Genomic DNA, 17,028 nt, shown 5'->3' with positions numbered 1-17,028 from the left:
TCCTACGCCCCCCAGACCGCGGGCCGCCGCAGCGTCGCCACGAACTTGTACCGCGAGCCCCGGTACACGGACCGCACCCACTCCACCGGTGCGCCCTCCGCGTCCCGTGAGTGCCGGGACATCAGCAGCATCGGCAGGCCCACATCCGTGGCCAGCAGCGCGGCCTCCCGCGGTGTCGACAGCGAGGTCTCGATCGTCTCGTCGGCCGACGACAGCCGTACCCCGTAGACCTCCGCCAGCGCGGTGTACAGCGAGGGACACGACGCCAGTACCCCGCGCAGCCCCGGGAAGCGCCGTGCCGACAGATGTGTCGTCTCGATCGCCATCGGCTCCCCGCTGGCGAGCCGCAGCCGCTCGATCCGCAGCACCTTTTCCCCCGCGGCGACCCCAAGCAGCCCGGCCAGCCGCTCGTCCGCCGGTACCTCCCCGACGTCGAGCACCTGCGAGGCCGGCGACAGTCCCTGCGCCCGCATGTCCTCGGTGTGCGAGGTGAGTTGCAGCGTCCGGTACAGCTTGGGCTGCGCGACGAAAGTGCCCTTGCCCTGGATCCGGTCCAGCCGCCCCTCCCCGACCAGCTCCTGGAGCGCCTGCCGCACGGTGGTCCGAGAGGTGTCGAACTGCTCGGCGAGCAACCGTTCCGCCGGCACCGCGGCACCGGGCTGGAGCGCCTCGGTCATGGCGAGCAGCCGCTGCTTGATGCGGTAGTACTTCGGCACGCGCGCGCCGCTGACGTCGGTGGTCATGCCTGCCTTCCGGCTGTGTCGATGGGCTCCCGTTATAGCGACCAAGTGCCCTATGGTCTAGTCCAACTGAACGGACCGGGCGAAAGGGACGGACCCGGCCGCGGGTGCGGACCTGAAGCGGACGAAAGCGCTCCGGTGACTTTCTCGTAACGGCCTCAACCCGGCTCCCGGACCACCCTTGACACCCCGAAAGGTCTAGGCCAAGCTCCACCGTACTGGTCTACACCATTAGCGGCCAGGTCCCGAGCCCTACGTGCAACAGCGTCGTACGCAGGTCACCGCCGAGGGCGTGGGGGGTTGAGTGGCATCCCTGAGGAGGGTGGCGTGAAGCGCAAGCTCGCTTCCGCGATCGTGATCGCGGGCATGATGGTCTCCGTTGCGGCGTGTGGCGGAAACGACGGCAATGACAGCAAGGACGCGGGTCCCAGCAGCTGGAAGGGCCAGACCCTGACGGTGTGGACCATGGACGGCTCCGCGCCGCCGCAGTGGTCCAAGGACGTGCAGGCCGCCTTCGAGAAGAAGACCGGCGCGAAGCTGAAGTTCGAGATCCAGAAGTGGGACGGGATCCAGCAGAAGATCACCACCGCTCTCTCGGAGGACACCCCGCCGGACGTCCTGGAGGTCGGCAACACCCAGACCCCGGCCTACGCGTCCACCGGCGGTCTCGCGGACCTCGGCGACCTCAAGCAGTCCATCGGCGCCGACTGGACCGCCTCGGTCTCCAAGTCGTCCGTCTACGACGGCAAGCAGTACGCGGCCCCCTGGTACTTCGCCAACCGCGTCGTCATCTACAACAAGAAGATCTGGGCCAAGGCCGGCATCAACTCCACGCCGAAGACCCGTGACGAGTTCCTCAAGGACCTCGACACCATCGGCAAGAAGACGGACGCCGAGCCGATCTACCTGCCCGGCCAGAACTGGTACTTCCTGGACGGCCTGATCGTCGGCCAGGGCGGCGACCTGGTGAAGAAGCAGGGCGACAAGTACGTCTCCAACCTCGCGGACCCGAAGGTCGCCGCGGCCATGGAGATCTACAAGAAGTACGCCGCCTACTCCAAGGCCCCCAAGGACAAGGACGAGGCCACCCCGCAGCAGGCCACCGTCTTCGCCAAGGGCAAGACCGGCGCCTTCATCGGCATGGGCTGGGAGGCGGCCACCGCCATCCAGGCCAACAAGTCCATCGAGAAGGACCTCGGCTACTTCACCATCCCCGGTGCCACCGCCGACAAGCCCGAGGGCGTCTTCCTCGGCGGCTCCAACCTCGCGGTCGCCCAGAACAGCAAGAAGCAGTCCCTGGCCAAGGAGTTCCTGAAGATCGCCCTGTCCGACCAGTACGAGGGCGAACTGGCCAAGCTCAGCGGCGTCATCCCGAACAAGACGTCCCTGGAGAGCAACCTCAAGGGCAACGCCGCCGCCGAGGCCGCGGCGCCGGGCGCCGCGGTGGGCGGCACCACCCCGCTGATCCCCGAGTGGGCCGCGGTGGAGAACACCCCGAACCCCATCAAGTCGTACATGACCGCCGTGCTGAACGGTAAGGCTCCGGCCGCCGCCGCCAAGGACGTCGAGGGCGAGATCAACCAGCGTCTGGCCCAGCAGAACTGACCCGCGCCGGGGGCGTCCCAGCGACGCCCCCGGCACACCTGCGCCGCCCGCGCCCCTCGGCGCCGGCGGGGCACACGATTTCGTACGGCCACGGAAGAGACGACGACTCATGTCAGTGCAGACCGAAGGCACGGACACGGCCGGGGGGCCCGCTGTCCGCAAGGGCCGGGCGCCGGCGCCGCCGCGCGGTGCGGACCGGGCCTCCCGGTCCCCGGCGGCCCGCCTTGCCGCCGCCCCCTATCTCCTCCTGCTGCCCGCGCTGGTGGCCACACTGGTCCTGCTGGGCTGGCCGCTGGTCAAGAACGGCATGCTGTCGTTCCAGAACCTCAACCCGCGGCAGCTCATCCAGCATCTCACCGAGTGGAACGGCTTCCACAACTACCAGCAGGTCCTGACCGGTTCGGACTTCTGGAAGGTCGTCGAGCGCTCGGTCCTGTTCACCGCCGCCAACGTCGTCCTGATCATGCTGATCGGCACCCTGATCGGACTGCTGCTGGCCCGCCTCGGCAAGAAGATGCGCCTCACCCTGCTGGTGGGCCTCGTCCTCGCCTGGGCCATGCCCGTCATCGCCGCCACCACCGTCTACCAGTGGCTGTTCGCCCAGCGCTTCGGCGTCGTCAACTGGGTCCTGGACAAGCTGGGTTGGCACTCGATGGCCGACTACAACTGGATGGGCGGCCAGTTCTCCACCTTCTCGGTGATCGTCCTGCTCATCGTGTGGCAGTCGATCCCGTTCGTCGCGATCAACCTCTACGCCGCGACGACCACCATCCCCAAGGAGCTGTACGAGGCCGCCTCCCTGGACGGCGCCGGCGCCTGGCAGAGCTTCACCTCGGTGACCCTGCCCTTCCTGCGGCCCTTCCTCTACTCCACGACCTTCCTCGAAGTCATCTGGGTCTTCAAGGCGTTCCCGCAGGTCTTCGCCATGAACGAGGGCGGCCCCGACCGCCTCACCGAGACCCTGCCGATCTACGCCTACGTCGAGGGCGTCGGAAACCAGCACTTCGGGGTCGGCGCGGCGATCTCCTTCCTCACCATCCTGGTCCTGCTCGTCATCACCTCGTACTACCTGCGCATGGTGCTCAAGCAAGAGGAGGACGAGCTGTGAAGCGCTCGCTCTTCGGCCGTATCTGGCCCAACGCGACCGCCGTCGTCCTCTTCGTCGGCCTCGTGTTCCCCGTCTACTGGATGTTCGCCACGGCCTTCAAGCCGACCGGCGACATCATCACCGACAACCCGGTGTGGTTCCCGAAGCACTTCACCCTCAGCCACTTCGACCGCGCGGTGCACGCCGACCACTTCTGGACCCTGGTCGCCAACTCCGTGACCGTGACGCTGTGTTCGGTGCTGCTCTCACTCGTCATCGCCCTGTTCGCCGCCTTCGCGCTCGCCCGGATGCGGTTCAAGGGCCGGCGCGGGTTCATCGTGACCTTCATGCTGGCGCAGATGGCCCCCTGGGAGGTCATGATCATCGCCATCTACATGATCGTGCGCGACGGCGACATGCTGAACAGCCTGGTCCCGCTCACCGTCTTCTACGCGATGATGGTGCTGCCCCTCACCGTCCTGACGCTGCGCGGTTACATCGCCGCCGTGCCGAAGGAGCTGGAGGAGTCGGCGATGGTCGACGGCTGCACCCGCCTCCAGGCCTTCCGCAAGGTGATCTTCCCGCTGCTCGCGCCCGGCCTCATGGCCACCTCGCTGTTCGGGTTCATCACCGCCTGGAACGAGTTCCCGCTGGTCCTGATCCTCAACAAGGACATCGAGAAGCAGACCCTGCCGCTGTGGCTGTCGCAGTTCCAGACCGCGTTCGGCGACGACTGGGGCGCCACCATGGCCGCCTCGTCCCTGTTCGCGCTGCCCATCCTGATCCTCTTCATCTTCCTGCAACGCAAGGCTGTCAGCGGTCTGACCGACGGCGCCGTGAAGGGATGACGTCCGATGACCACACTCGCCACCGGCCCAGACACCCTGACCCGCGACGCCCTCGCGGTGCTGCAACCCGGCTTCGACGGCACCACCGCCCCCGACTGGGTGCGCCGCCGCCTCGGTGAGGGCCTCGCCTCCGTCGCCCTGTTCGGCCGCAACGTCGTCAGCGAGAATCAAGTCGCCTCCCTGACCGCCCAGTTGCACGCCGAGCGGGACGACCTCCTGATCGCCATCGACGAGGAGAGCGGCGACGTCACCCGCCTCGATGTGCGCACCGGCTCGTCCTTCCCCGGCAACCACGCCCTCGGCGCCGTCGACGACCCCGATCTCACCCGCGCGGTCTCCCGCGAGCTGGGCCGCCGCCTGGCCGCCTGCGGCGTCAACTTCGACTGGGCGCCGTCCGCCGACGTCAACGCCAACGCCGACAACCCGGTCATCGGCGTCCGCTCCTTCGGCGCCGCCACCGACCTCGTCGCCCGGCACACCGCGGCCTGGGTCGAGGGCTTGCAGTCCACCGGCGTCGCCGCCTGCACCAAGCACTTCCCGGGCCACGGCGACACCAACATCGACTCCCATCACGCCGTACCCCGTATCGACGTCGACGCCGAGACCCTCTTCGCGCGTGAACTGCCCCCGTTCCGCGCGGCGATCGCCGCCGGCACCCGGGCCGTCATGAGCGCGCACATCCTCGTCCCGGCCCTCGACCCCGACCGCCCCGGCACCCTCTCCCGCCGCATCCTCACCGAGCTGCTGCGCGAGGAACTGGGCTACCAGGGCCTGATCGTCACCGACGGCATGGAGATGCGTGCCATCTCCGGCACCTACGGCCTGGAACACGGCGTGGTCCTCGCCATCGCGGCCGGCGCCGACGCGATCTGCGTGGGCGGCGGACTGTGCGACGAGGGTACGGTGCTCGGCCTGCGGGACGCGCTCGTGGCCGCCGTACGCTCCGGTGAACTGCCCGAGGAACGGCTCGCCGACGCGGCCACCCGGGTACGGGAGCTGGCCCGCTGGACGGCCGGTGCGCGCGGCGACGCGGCCCGCACCGAACCGGCACCGCAGGTCGGCCTGACGGCCGCGCGCCGGGCACTGAGAGTGACCCGCGCCGGGGGCCCCGCCCCCGTCGACTCCCCGGTCTACGTGGCCCAGTTCAACCCCGAGCCGAACATCGCCGTCGGCGACCAGACCCCCTGGGGCGTCACCGACGAGCTGAGACGGCTGGTGCCCGGCAGCACGGACGGCTCCTTCACCGGCACGGACGCGGGCACCCTCGCCCTCGCCGCGGCAGGCGAGCGCCGGATCGTCGCCGTCGTCCGCGACGAACACCGCCACGACTGGATGCGCTCCGCCCTCGACACCCTCCTCGCCGCCCGCCCTGACACCGTTGTCGTCGAAATGGGCCTGCCCCAGGCGACCCCGAGAGGCTCCGTCCACATCGCCACGTACGGCGCCGCCCGCGTGTGCGGGATCGCGGCGGCGGAGGCGGTCGTGAGGGGCTGAGCGGGGGGGGGGTACGAGGGGCCGGGGGCGCGGTGTTCCGGCTGGAGTAGGTCCGGGGGGCCTACGGCGGGCGGGGCGGGGTCGGTGCGCGGTGGGCCTGTGCCGGTTGGGACGGGCCGTGCGGACGCCGACCGAGCCGGGCCCTGTACACGCCGACCCGGCCGGGCCCCGGATGCGGGGCTCGCCCGGCCCGGTCGGCGTGTACGGGGTCCGGTTTGAACGGCGTGCACGGTCCCCCGCCCGGGACGGACGGGGCGGCCCTCGTCGAGCCCCCTTCTGAACCGATCAGCTGGGCCCAGCCAGCCCCGGACGGATCGGGCCCGGCCCATCCGGCCCAGGTCTGGATCCTCTTCGTCCGGACCGGCCCCGTCCGAAAGCGGGGTGTGCTCGGCCCAACCCGGCAGGGCCGAGCACACCCACCCCGGCAAGCATCCGCGCCCGAGGGGCTCGGGGCCGCCCTCGATACGCGGCTCCGCCGCGGTGCGCGACCAGCCACGACGCACCCGCACCCATCCACGCGCCGACCCTCCTCCCGCACCCATCCGCGCACCGAACACCCACCCACTCAAAGACCTCCTCACTCCTTCGCGCCCTGGGCCTTTCACGCCCTGGCGCATGCCACCGGCACATGTCTCACCGCCACCCACATCCGTCACCCCGGAGTGCTCGCATGCAGACACCAGCCCCCTACCTCCACCGCGCGGCATCCGACCGCCCCTACTTCAGCGCCGACGGCGAGACCTATCTCGCCCCCACCCCCTTGCGCGACATCGAGAAGTCCCGCCCGCTGAGGGTGCTCTCGGCCGAGGACTTCGCGTTCTGGCAGACGTACGGCTATGTCGTCGTCCGCGAGGCCATCACCCCCGGCGAGGCCAAGCAACTCCTCGACTTCGCTTGGGAGTTCCAGGGCCTGGACCCCGACCGCCCGGAAACCTGGTACGAGCAGCCAAAGTTCCGCTCCGAACTCGACCAGCACCTGTTCATCTACGGTTTCGTCGAGTCGTACCACCACCAGCTCCTGTGGGACAGCAGGCAGAACCAGCGGGTCCACGACGCCTTCGTGGACGTCTGGGACTGCGAGGAGCTGTGGGTCACCCTCGACCGCCTCAACCTCAACCCGCCCAACGCCGGCACCCGTTCGCGCTCGCTGATCGAGCCCACCACCGAGGGCTTCGACATCGATCTGCACTGGGACGTGGACACCACCCTCGCCGTGCTGCCCCAGCGCGTGCAGGGCATCATCGCGCTGAACGACACCCGCCCCGAACTCGGCGGCTTCCAGTGCGCCCCCGAACTCTTCCGCCGCTTCGAGGAATGGCGCCTCGCCCAGCCACCCGGCCGCGACCCGATCCGTCCGAACGCCGACCGCACCGAGTTCCCCGTGGTCCGCCCCGACCTCCAGGCCGGTGACCTGCTCATCTTCAACGGGCTGCTCGCGCACGGCGTCGCCCCGAACCGCTCGGAGCGCGGGGTGCGGGCCGTCCAGTACCTGTCGATGATGCCCGCCCTGGAGGAGCACACCGTCCTGCGCGACTCCCGTGTGCACTCCTGGCGCACCCTGGCCACCCCCGACTGGAACGGCACCCTCCTCGGCGACGCCCGCCGCCCCGAGGCGGAGCGCTACGGCCCGGCCGAACTCAATCCGCTGGGACGCAAGTTGCTGGGCCTCGACTCCTGGAACGGCGGAGGCGACGCCAAGTGAAGCACCGCATCTGCCTCTGCCTGCCCACCAACCGCGCCTGTCCCGCGACGATCGCCGCCCTGCACCAGGAGGCCGCCTACGCGGTCCGCCACTTCGACGTGGACGTCCACCTTCTGATCCTGGACTCCGCCGACGCCGACACCCGCGCCGACCACCTCCGGGTGATCGCCGCGCTCCCCGACGTCCCCCAGGTGACCGTCCACCACATGGACGAGGACCAACAGCGCACCCGCCTGCGCGAGTTGATTGACTCCGCAGACCTGTCCTCCGGCCTCCTCGACCAGCTGCTCCCGCCCGCCGTCTCCTACGGCGCCTGCACCAACCGCGCCTTCCTCTTCGCCGCCGCGCTCGGCTGCCGCTCCCTGCATCGCAGGGACTCCGACAGCACCTATCAACTGCACGCCGGACAGCCGGTGTTCCCCATCCATCACGAACTGCCCTGGCTGGGCCGCCCCGCCGCCGAGGCGACGGCCGCCGGACTGCACACCGACCTCGACCCGGCCCACGCCCGGCGCCCGGTCTCCCTGGCCGGCGCCTCCTTCATCGGTGAACTCTCCGTGGACATAGCCGAGATGCGCCGCCTCGACCCGGCCGTCTACCACGACGTGGTCAGCCTCTGGGCGCCCACCGACTGGCCGGAGGAGCGCAAACGGGACCTGGTCGCCGAGTCCTTCACGGGCGCGGGCACCGCTCCGTTCACCGGCGACCGCTCGACCCTCACCTTGGTCGACCCGATGCGCGTCGACATGTGCAACATCGCCTTCGACCGGGCCGTCTACGAACGCGTCCCGCTGCCGCCCGCCACGGACACCATCGGCAGCGACTACTTCCTGCTCCACCTGGTCCACGACGCCACGCTGCCCGGCATCCTCCACAACCGGCACATCGAGAACTTCCACACCCCCGAACGCCGCACCCCCACCGGCTTCCCCGCCTACCAGCGCCGCTTCGTGAAGTTCCTGCTGTCGATGCGCTACTTCCACCATGTCTACGACCGCATGACCGCCACCGGCGCCGCCCTCCTGGACGGCCACGACCGGGTCCGCCCCGACCGGATCACCGCGTTCCTCCGCGACAGCACCACCCTGGACCCGGCCGAGAACATCTGGCGCCTGGACCGGCTGGACACCTCGTACCGCAAACTGGGCGGCAGATACGCGGAGTTCGCCGAGCAACTGAGCGATGAACGCGACCAGTTGCTGACCGAGGCCGCCTCGGACATCACGGCCTACGCGGACCTGATCGACGCCTGGCCCGCACTGATCGAAGCGACCCGCACATGAACGCCGCACCGAAGAAGCGCGGGGAACCGCGCGCCCAGCCCCATCGAAACCACACCCGCCTGACAACGTTGCCCGGCGTCCCCATCGGCGAACTCGCCGCCGCCACCACCGACCGCATCATCTACAACCTCACCGGCATAGAGCACCAGTACGACTCCCTCCGCGCCGAACTCCCGTTCACCGACATCCGCTTCGCCCTCAAGGCCTGCCCGGTCGACGACGTCCTCCACTGCCTGGCGGCCCGCGGCGCCGGCTTCGACGCCGCGAGCCCCGCCGAAATAGAGCAAGCCCTCCGCACCGGCGTGGACCCCGGCCGCGTCCACTACGGCAACACCATCAAGTCCGACCACGACATCGCCGAGGCCCACCGCCAGGGCATCCGCACCTTCGCCACCGACAGCGTCGAGGACGTCACCGCCATCGCCCGGCACGCCCCCGGCGCCCGCGTGTTCTGCCGCCTCGCCACCAGCGGCGAGGGCGCCCTGTGGGGCCTGAACCGCAAGTTCGGCTGCGCCCCCGAGGACGCCGTACGCATCCTGGACACGGCCCGTTCGGCCGGCCTCACCCCCGCCGGTCTGTCCGTGCACGTCGGCTCCCAGCAGATGACCGCCGAGGGCTGGCAGGCCGCCCTCGACCTGCTCGCCGAGACCTTGACGGCGCTGGCCGGGCGGGGGATCGTACCGGATCACATCAACCTCGGCGGCGGACTGCCCGCGCTCGGCTACCGGGACCGCCACGGCAACCCCCTCGACCCGCCCCTGGACAAGATCTTCGCCGTGCTCCGCGAGGGCATGGACCGGCTGCGCGCCCTCGCCCCCGTCACCTTCGTCATGGAACCGGGCCGCCACCTGGTCGCCGACCACGGCGCCGTCCGCGCCCATGTCGCCCGCCTCACCCACCGCCGCGGGCCGGACGGCACGGACGCGCACTGGCTCTACCTCAGCTGCGGCAAGTTCAACGGCCTGTACGAGATGGACCAGTTGACCCACCACATGGTCTTCCCCGGACAGCCGGACCCGGGGGAGACGGTGCCGGCGATCATCGCGGGCCCGACGTGCGACAGCGACGACGCCTACGGCGCCGGCCTGCACCCGGTCCGCATCCCCCGGACCCTCGCCTCCGGCGACCCGGTGTGGATCCTTTCCGCCGGTGCCTACGCCACGAGTTACACCACCGGCGGCTTCAACGGCTTCGGCCCGCTGCCCTGCGTCTGCGTACGCGCGCACAACTCCCCAGACCACGAACGGCCTTGAAATGAACGACCACATACGCATCCGGGAGATAGCGGCCCCCGACTGGCCCGCGCTCGCCGCCCTCGAACACGAGGCGTACGCACACCTCTCCCTCGCCGAGGGCGAGCACCTGCTGCGCTCCCGCGCCGCCGCCTCACCCGCCACCTGCTTCGCCCTCACCGTGGACGGCCAACTGGCGGGCTACACCCTCACGTTGCCCTACCCCCGCCCACACTGCCCGGACCCGACCCGCCCCGAGCACACCCGCCACGACACGACCAACCTCCATCTGCACGACCTGGTCGTCAGCGCCCCGCTGCGGCGCAGGGGACTGGGCAGCCGCCTGGTGCGCCATGTCACCGCGACGGCACGGGAGCGCGGCTTCGAGACGGTCTCGCTGATCGCCGTGGCCGGCAAGGAGACCTTCTGGCGGGCGAACGGCTACGCGCCCCACCCGGAGACCCCCGTCCCGTCGGCCTACGGCACCGACGCCCTCTACATGTCGGCCCGTCTGCCCCGCGAAGCGCTGAGGACGTCCTGATGCCCACCCCCTCCTTTTCCCGCGCGAAGTGGTCGATCGCGGCCCTGTTCTGCTTCCTCGGCTTCCAGTACGGCACCTGGGTCTCCCGCCTCCCCGCGCTGAAGACCCGCCTCGACCTGGGAGCCGGGGAAGTGGGTCTCCTCCTGATGGCCTGCGGCGCGGGCGCGGCGGCCGCGTTCCCGCTGGTCGCGGTGCTGATGCGGCGCCTGGGCTCCCGCACCCTGTCGCTCGCCTCGGCGCTGGCCCTGATCGTCGTACTGGCCGCGCTGTCGGTCGTACCGAACTACCCCCTGGCCCTCCTCGCGGTCTGCGCCGACGGAGTCGCCGTCGGCTGCCTCAACGTCGCGATGAACGCGCAGGGCGCCGCTCTGGAGTCCTCGTACGACCGCACGGCCATGTCCCAACTCCACGCCACCTTCAGCGCGGGCCTGCTCACGGCGGCCCTCCTGACCTCCGGCGTGACCAGCCTGACGCAGTCCGTCCCGGCCCATTTCGCCGTCGCGGGCGCGGTGTTGCTGCTCCTGCCGGTGTGCGCCCGCCGCGGCCTGCTCCCCGACGCCCCGGCGCCGACGGAGACGGCGTCGACGAAGACGGACGGTCAACGCACACGACGCTGGTCCCTCCCCTCCGGCCTGACCCTCCTCATGGGCGCGGCCATGACCTTCGGCACCATCACCGAGGGCGCGATGAACGACTGGTCGACCCTCTACCTCAAGGACACCGTCAAGGCGTCCTCGACGGTCGCCCCGCTGGGCATCGCCGTGGTCTCCGCGACGATGCTCCTGGCCCGCGCCTGCGCCGACCGCTGGCGCGACCGCTGGGGCGACGGCCCGGTGGTACGCGCGGGCAGCGCGCTGGCCGCCGTCGGACTGGGACTCGCGCTGCTGACCGGCGGCGTGCCCGCGACGCTCCTCGGCTTCGCCTGCGTCGGCCTCGGCGCGGCCGCCATCACCCCGTGCGTGTACGTCGCCGCAGCCGAACGGGGCTCCGACGCGCTGTCGTTGGTCGCCGCCATGGGCACCACGGGCCTGCTGGCCGGCCCCGCCCTGATCGGCTTCGTGGCGACGGCGGGCGGCCTCACCCTGGGCATGGCAACGGTCGCCGCCTCGGCCCTCGCGGTCACCGCCACCGCGATCTGGATCCCCTGGAACATCCGCCGTTCCCCGGAGCGAGACCCGCTCCCGACCACCCCGGATCACGAAGATGTGACGACTCTTCGTTGAATCGCCAACTGCCCGTAAAGGGCCTCCATTTCCTGTCACCACCGCCGACACCGGCCAGAGCGCCCCGTTCACGACCGGCGGCGCGGTCGCGCACGGAGTCGCGGGGCCTGCCCCTCATCACGCCGAGCCGCCCCCGGCCCCCTCCCGGACCCGCGTTCACGTGAGCTCGGGATGAGTGACTGACGGCTTCTGACCTGCGTGAATGGTCTTTCAGTTGTTTCATGTTCGTGCCGGTTGATGGGGGTCGGAAGTCCCAGGGAAGTCCCAGAGGACTCCGACCGCTTACGGGCGCCCCTTCCTTCTTGTACGCCACTGCGAGCTCCAGGTAGGCCCTGTTGCCCGACGAGGGTGCGACAGCCTGGAGCTCGCAGTGGCTGGCTCTCGGTGGATGCCGTGCGGGATCGTAGGTCCCTGGTGATCGGTGGCGACCAGCCACGCCGTCCGCGGCAGCGGCGCGGTTCACCTCCGCCTGCGCGGCGCGGACCCGGCGAAGTCCACCTCCACCCGATGCGCTCCCCGACAGGAGCGGTAATGTTGACAAAGCGACATTTCACCCATCGGGAACTCGCCGCGGTCCACTCCGCCCGCTCGCGAGCAGTCGAGTCGGGGCGGGCGCAGTCGGCCACACCGCGGATGCCTCATACCGCGGAGGGCTCACGGTGGGAGGACGGGCTGACCGACCGCCCTGGTGAAGACGCGCCCCCCGGCGCACCGGCATCGTGAGGACGAACACCGCGCCACCGCTGTCGGCGCCTGGCCACCGCCGGTAGCTGCGCCCCCGGCCGACTTGCCCGGCAGGCACCGCGGCCGCACGGCATGCCTTGACAGCGCAGGGGCCGATAGCAACGATGAAAACCATAGAAACTAATTCCGTTTCTCCAGTTTCCCACCCCAGTGGCGAGCGGCGTGCGGACGTGAGCGTGGAGGCGGCCGGCTGGCTGTTCTTCGGGTCGGGTTTCGCGCGGGTGAGCATGGACGATCTCGCTCGTGAGCTCGGGATGAGCAAGAAGACGATCTACCGTCATTTCCCTGACAAGCGCAGCCTGCTGGCCGCGGTGCTGGACCGCCAGTTCGCGACGGTGGAGCGCATGCTGGTGACGGCGACCGAGGACGCGGCAGGGCAGCCGTTCGCCGCGCGGGTGCAGCGGTTCCTGATCGCGGCGGGCAGTGAGCTCGACCGGATCGGCGCGCCTCAGCTCGCGGCAGGGCGGGGCGACACGATGCTGCGCCAGTACGTGGAACAGCGTGTGGACGCGGTGGTCTACCGGCGGCTCGACGAGCTGTTCCGGGAGGGGCACCGGCAGGGCCTGCTGCCGGCGCCGCCCGAGCTGCTGAGCGAGATCACCCGCGGCGCGTTGGAGCGGCTGCTCGTGTCGGAGCTGCCGCGTGATCTGGCGTGGACCGCGGCCGATCTGCTGCGGGCGACCGTCGACACCGTGCTGTACGGGGCGATCCGCCCGACAGCCCAGGACACCGGCGACGGACGGCCCAGGCCAGTCATCCCGACGGCCCGCGACGACGCGCAGGAGGTGGGCCCATGACCGGGGCAGCCGGCAGGGTGGCATTGGTGACGGGGGCCAGCAGCGGAATCGGCGCGGCCACGGCGCGGCTTCTGGCCGCACGGGGCATGCGCGTGGTGGTCAACTACCTCCGCAACACCAAAGCGGCCGAGGAGGTCGTGGCCGCCATCGAAGCCGCAGGCGGCCGGGCCATGGCCGTGCAGGCCGACGTGCGCGAGGAGGCGGCCGTCGAACGCATGGCCAGACAGGTCCAGGCGGCTTGGGGCGGCATCGACGTCCTCGTGCACAACGCGCTCATCCCGTATGCGGTCAAGCCGTTCCAGGACATGTCGTGGGAAGAACTGGGCGGCAAGATCGACGCCGAGATGCACGCGGCGTTCGCGGTCACCAAAGCCGTACTGCCCACGATGACCGAACGAGGGTGGGGACGCCTCGTCTACATCGGCACCGGACTCAGCCGCCGGCCTCGGGCGGGCATGATCGCGCTGGGCGTCTCCAAGGCCGCCCTCGAACAGTTCGCCCGGTATCTCGCCCAGGAGCTCGGCCCGCAGGGCATCACGGTCAACGTCGTCTCGCCCGGCCCGGTGGAGTCCCGTACCGCCGATGCCGTGCTCGACGACGCGACGAGGCAGCGGCAGGTGGCCGCCACCCCCTTGGGCCGCCTGGCCCGCCCGGCCGATGTCGCCCAGGCGGTCGCCTTCTACGCCGCCGAGGAGAACTCCTTCATGACCGGGACCACGGCCGCGGTCAACGGCGGGATGGTCATGTACTGAGACCCCGCTGGCCTCCGCATACGCGGCCACACCCCACACCCTTGAACGAGCGACGAAAGATGTCCATGCACACGATCGACTTGGCCTACGTCGGACGGGGCCTGCACGAAGAACTCGCCGCCTACATCGCCGACCAGCAGGACTACTACGCCGAGGAGGGTGTCCACGTCGCACTGCGAGACGGCTGCACCTGGGACGTGGAACGGCTGCGCCGCTGCGCCATCATCGGGCTGGGCCGGGCACTGCTGTCACGACTCACCGACGGCACCCCGTGGGTCGCGCTCAGTGTCAACACCCAGCGCCCGCTGTTCTGGTTCCTCGGCCGCCCCGGCCTGACCTCCCTGGCCGACCTGGCCGGGCGGCGGCTGGCGGTCCACGCCCCGCACACCCCGCCCGGCGCGTTCGCCCGGATCGTGCTGCGAAAGGCCGGACTCGACCCGGACCGCGACGTGAAGACCATCGTCCGCTCGCCCGGCGACTACCGCATGGACCTGCGCCGGCTCAACGACGGCAGCATCGACGCCGCCTACGTCGGCAGCACCATGGCACCGGAGGCGGTGGCCGCCGAGCACGGCTGGAACGTGCTGGCCTGGGTCGGCGACCACTTCCGGATTCCCACCGTTGGCGTGGCAGTCGACCCTACCTACATCCGACCCGACGACCCCGCGGTCCAGGCCGTCGTACGAGCCCACCGGCGTGCCCTTCAGGTGATCCACGACGACCCCGACACCACGGTGCGGCACATGCAGACGTTCCTCGGCGGACAGACGCCGGAAGAAGCCCGAGCCCACTACGAGACGTTCATCGCCCCGTACTTCGCCACCGGCGGCCAGGCCGACCTCGCCGACTGCGACAAGGCGATCACCGCGGTCGCCGCGGAACTCGGCGTTCCCGTCGGCGTCACCGCGGCCGAGTTCTGCCAGACTGCGGACACCACAGCCTGGGCATCAGGACCCGTGGAACGACATCGGCGACGTCCGTCGTGATGGTGGTGGGTCAGCTCGGCGGCGGTGGCCGGAAGGGTGGCGGTGCCGAGGAAGACGTAGCCGCGCTTGTCATAGCGCGTGGCCACGGCCCTGGGACTGCTTCGCTCACAGATCGAGGACGACCTCGGTGGTCGGCTTGCTGCAGCAGACCAGGACAGTTCCGGGCTCCGGGAGTTCGAGGGGCGGCGTGGTGTAGGTGATGTCGCCTGCGACGAGGTGGGTGACGCAGGTGTGGCACACGCCGGTGCGGCAGGACCAGCGGGTGGGGATGTCGCAGGCTTCGGCAAGATCGAGGAGGGTCGCGTGAGCGGGTGACCACGGGGTGGAGATGCCGCTACGGGCAAAGGTGACGAGGGGCCCGGTTGCGGTGGGACCGGGTGGCTGGTGCGGCCGGATCACGGCGGTGGCGGTCACGCCCGGAGTGATGGCGGGCAGAGCGGTGAACCGTTCCGTATGGATCTGCTGTGGGCGCAGACCCAGATCGCGCAGGAAGCGGGCGAGGTCGTCCATGAAGGCGGATGGGCCGCACAGGTAGGCGTCGGCCTCGGCGGGGATGCCCATGGCCCTGAGGGATGCAGCGGTCGGGCGGCCGTGAGTGATGTGGGGCTCGTCGGGACGTGGGGTTTCGCCGGTGTAGTAGATGTACTCGCCGGCGCCCGGAAGTCGGGCCAGAAGGGTACGAGTCTCGTCCGCGAAGGCGTGGTGGGCGCGGTCGTGGGCGGTGTGGATCCACCAGACGGCGCGTGGGTCTCCCGTGGCGGCGAGTTGGTGGAGCATGGCGAGCACGGGTGTGGCACCGATCCCCGCGGAGACCAGCACGGTCGGGCCAGGGCGTTCTTGCAGTACGAAGGTGCCGCGGGGGCTGGCGATGTCGACGAGGTCGCCGGGGCGGAGCCTCGCATGAATGTAGTCGCTGACTTTCCCATGGGGTTCGCGCTTGACGCTGATGCGGTAGGTGCCGGCTGTGGACGCGCGGGACAGGGAGTAGCTGCGTACTTCGGGGGCGGCATGGTCGGTGACCAGGCGGATGGAGAGGTACTGGCCGGGGCGGGCCTCGGGCAGGGATGTGCCGTCGGTGGCGGCGAGGTAGAGGGACGAGATGGTGGGGGTCTCGGGGACGATGCGGGTGACGCGCATGGGCCTGAAGCCCGGCCACCCCGGTTCTTCGCCAGGCTGCTCGCCCGGCTGTCCCGGCTCCTGCGCGGGCTGCTCGGGCGCGGCGAGCTCGCGGAAGGACTGCTGCCATCCTGGACTCAGGGCGGGAATGTTCAGTGCTTTGCGCAGCTTCGCGGGGTCGCGGTCCGGGAGGTAGAGCAGTGCGTCGGCGTCGGCGACGCTGAGTTGTTCCGGCCCCTTGCGGGTGAGCGTGACGGCGTCACCGGCTTGGACGCGGCCTTCGGCGATCACTCGGAGGTAGAAGCCCGGCCGGTGGTGGGCGACGAGCAGGGAGGCCATGGTGGGTTCGCCCAGGCGCATGCCGACCCGGTAGCAGGTGACGCGGGGCTGGGAGACTTCGAATTCCGCTTCGCCGATGCGGTACCGGTCACCGATGCATACTTCGTCGTCGGGCAGGCCGTCGACCGTGAAGTTCTCCCCGAAGATCCCGAAGGTCAGGTCGTCGCGCCCGAGCTGTTTCTGCCAGTACTGGTAGGACTGCAGCTGGTAGACGAGGACAGCTCGCATCTCGCCGCCGTGCCCGGCCAGATCTCCTTGACCGTCTCCGTCGACGTTCAGCCGCCGGACCATGCGGGAGCCCTGGACAGGGGCCTTCCAGGCTCCGGTGTGCACGGTCCTTCCCTGCCAGGGCACATCTTTGGGCAGTCCTACGTTGACGGACAACAGCGTCGCCATGGTGGACCTCCTGCGGGGTGGTAGCCGGGACAGCCCCCCTCATGACGCTGCGCGCCGCCTCGCCGGGAAACGCGCTCAGCCGCACATCGCTCCCATCGTATGCGTGCCTTCTGACGGCACGCTGCCAGAAGGCGGATTCGCCA

The 17,028-nt window shown here is 70.4% G+C and carries 14 protein-coding genes; 12 read left to right on the top strand and 2 right to left on the bottom strand.

The features are described 5' to 3' along the window. Window positions 1–2 precede the first annotated feature (2 nt). Window positions 3–743, bottom strand: coding sequence for a GntR family transcriptional regulator (locus HEP81_RS10235; RefSeq protein ID WP_037654344.1), 741 nt, complete (start codon window positions 741–743; stop codon window positions 3–5). Window positions 744–1,067: 324 nt separating this feature from the next. On the opposite strand from HEP81_RS10235, the gene HEP81_RS10230 reads away from it, so the two are divergent. From HEP81_RS10230 to HEP81_RS10175, 12 genes are all read left to right on the top strand, one after another. Next, window positions 1,068–2,345 (top strand): extracellular solute-binding protein, encoded by a 1,278-nt coding sequence (locus HEP81_RS10230; RefSeq protein WP_037654346.1) that lies wholly within the window; start codon window positions 1,068–1,070, stop codon window positions 2,343–2,345. Between the two features lie 109 nt (window positions 2,346–2,454). Then, window positions 2,455–3,453, top strand: a complete 999-nt coding sequence (locus tag HEP81_RS10225; RefSeq protein ID WP_037654347.1) for a carbohydrate ABC transporter permease — start codon at window positions 2,455–2,457, stop codon at window positions 3,451–3,453. Then, window positions 3,450–4,280 carry a carbohydrate ABC transporter permease gene (locus HEP81_RS10220; protein WP_037654350.1) on the top strand — a complete coding sequence of 277 codons (831 nt, stop codon included), beginning with the start codon at window positions 3,450–3,452 and terminating at the stop codon, window positions 4,278–4,280. The genes HEP81_RS10225 and HEP81_RS10220 overlap by 4 nt, the downstream gene beginning before the upstream one ends. Before the next feature lie 6 nt (window positions 4,281–4,286). Beyond that, entirely contained in the window at window positions 4,287–5,774 is a 1,488-nt protein-coding gene (locus HEP81_RS10215; protein WP_037654352.1) for a glycoside hydrolase family 3 protein, read from the top strand. A 670-nt stretch (window positions 5,775–6,444) separates the two neighbouring features. Continuing rightward, window positions 6,445–7,476, top strand: a complete 1,032-nt coding sequence (locus HEP81_RS10210) for a phytanoyl-CoA dioxygenase family protein (RefSeq protein WP_037662408.1) — start codon at window positions 6,445–6,447, stop codon at window positions 7,474–7,476. Continuing rightward, window positions 7,473–8,759: a DUF6271 family protein gene (locus tag HEP81_RS10205; RefSeq protein ID WP_037662411.1), complete on the top strand. Its 1,287-nt coding sequence runs from the start codon at window positions 7,473–7,475 to the stop codon at window positions 8,757–8,759. The genes HEP81_RS10210 and HEP81_RS10205 overlap by 4 nt, the downstream gene beginning before the upstream one ends. Next, window positions 8,756–10,012 carry a type III PLP-dependent enzyme gene (locus HEP81_RS10200; RefSeq protein WP_078967686.1) on the top strand — a complete coding sequence of 419 codons (1,257 nt, stop codon included), beginning with the start codon at window positions 8,756–8,758 and terminating at the stop codon, window positions 10,010–10,012. The genes HEP81_RS10205 and HEP81_RS10200 overlap by 4 nt, the downstream gene beginning before the upstream one ends. A 1-nt stretch (window position 10,013) precedes the next feature. After that, entirely contained in the window at window positions 10,014–10,532 is a 519-nt protein-coding gene (locus tag HEP81_RS10195) for a GNAT family N-acetyltransferase (RefSeq protein WP_037662413.1), read from the top strand. Continuing rightward, the gene (locus HEP81_RS10190; protein WP_051850594.1) at window positions 10,532–11,755 is read left to right on the top strand and encodes an MFS transporter; all 1,224 of its coding nucleotides are present in this window, start codon (window positions 10,532–10,534) and stop codon (window positions 11,753–11,755) included. Before HEP81_RS10195 ends, HEP81_RS10190 begins: the two co-directional genes overlap by 1 nt. Before the next feature lie 848 nt (window positions 11,756–12,603). Continuing rightward, window positions 12,604–13,296: a TetR/AcrR family transcriptional regulator gene (locus tag HEP81_RS10185; RefSeq protein ID WP_078967687.1), complete on the top strand. Its 693-nt coding sequence runs from the start codon at window positions 12,604–12,606 to the stop codon at window positions 13,294–13,296. Next, window positions 13,293–14,048 (top strand): SDR family NAD(P)-dependent oxidoreductase, encoded by a 756-nt coding sequence (locus tag HEP81_RS10180; protein WP_037662414.1) that lies wholly within the window; start codon window positions 13,293–13,295, stop codon window positions 14,046–14,048. Before HEP81_RS10185 ends, HEP81_RS10180 begins: the two co-directional genes overlap by 4 nt. 59 nt (window positions 14,049–14,107) lie before the next feature. Beyond that, the gene (locus HEP81_RS10175) at window positions 14,108–15,034 is read left to right on the top strand and encodes an ABC transporter substrate-binding protein (protein WP_243279373.1); all 927 of its coding nucleotides are present in this window, start codon (window positions 14,108–14,110) and stop codon (window positions 15,032–15,034) included. A gap of 105 nt (window positions 15,035–15,139) precedes the next feature. Here HEP81_RS10175 and HEP81_RS10170 read toward each other — a convergent pair whose 3' ends face one another. Continuing rightward, window positions 15,140–16,885 (bottom strand): MOSC and FAD-binding oxidoreductase domain-containing protein, encoded by a 1,746-nt coding sequence (locus HEP81_RS10170; protein ID WP_037662416.1) that lies wholly within the window; start codon window positions 16,883–16,885, stop codon window positions 15,140–15,142. Window positions 16,886–17,028: the final 143 nt, after the last annotated feature.

The sequence above is a fragment of the Streptomyces griseofuscus genome (assembly GCF_014673495.1).
GTDB lineage: Bacteria > Actinomycetota > Actinomycetes > Streptomycetales > Streptomycetaceae > Streptomyces > Streptomyces murinus.
The sequence above is the reverse complement of the archived record's forward strand: the minus strand, read 5'-3'. Positions and strand labels throughout refer to the sequence as shown.

Coding starts and splice junctions, on each gene's coding strand:
- HEP81_RS10190 (WP_051850594.1), top strand. CDS start 10,532: ATGCCCACCCCCTCCTTTTCCCGCGCGAAGTGGTCGATCGCGGCCCTG.
- HEP81_RS10235 (WP_037654344.1), bottom strand. CDS start 743: ATGACCACCGACGTCAGCGGCGCGCGCGTGCCGAAGTACTACCGCATC.
- HEP81_RS10225 (WP_037654347.1), top strand. CDS start 2,455: ATGTCAGTGCAGACCGAAGGCACGGACACGGCCGGGGGGCCCGCTGTC.
- HEP81_RS10195 (WP_037662413.1), top strand. CDS start 10,014: ATGAACGACCACATACGCATCCGGGAGATAGCGGCCCCCGACTGGCCC.
- HEP81_RS10170 (WP_037662416.1), bottom strand. CDS start 16,885: ATGGCGACGCTGTTGTCCGTCAACGTAGGACTGCCCAAAGATGTGCCC.
- HEP81_RS10175 (WP_243279373.1), top strand. CDS start 14,108: ATGTCCATGCACACGATCGACTTGGCCTACGTCGGACGGGGCCTGCAC.
- HEP81_RS10215 (WP_037654352.1), top strand. CDS start 4,287: ATGACCACACTCGCCACCGGCCCAGACACCCTGACCCGCGACGCCCTC.
- HEP81_RS10200 (WP_078967686.1), top strand. CDS start 8,756: ATGAACGCCGCACCGAAGAAGCGCGGGGAACCGCGCGCCCAGCCCCAT.
- HEP81_RS10185 (WP_078967687.1), top strand. CDS start 12,604: ATGAAAACCATAGAAACTAATTCCGTTTCTCCAGTTTCCCACCCCAGT.
- HEP81_RS10210 (WP_037662408.1), top strand. CDS start 6,445: ATGCAGACACCAGCCCCCTACCTCCACCGCGCGGCATCCGACCGCCCC.
- HEP81_RS10180 (WP_037662414.1), top strand. CDS start 13,293: ATGACCGGGGCAGCCGGCAGGGTGGCATTGGTGACGGGGGCCAGCAGC.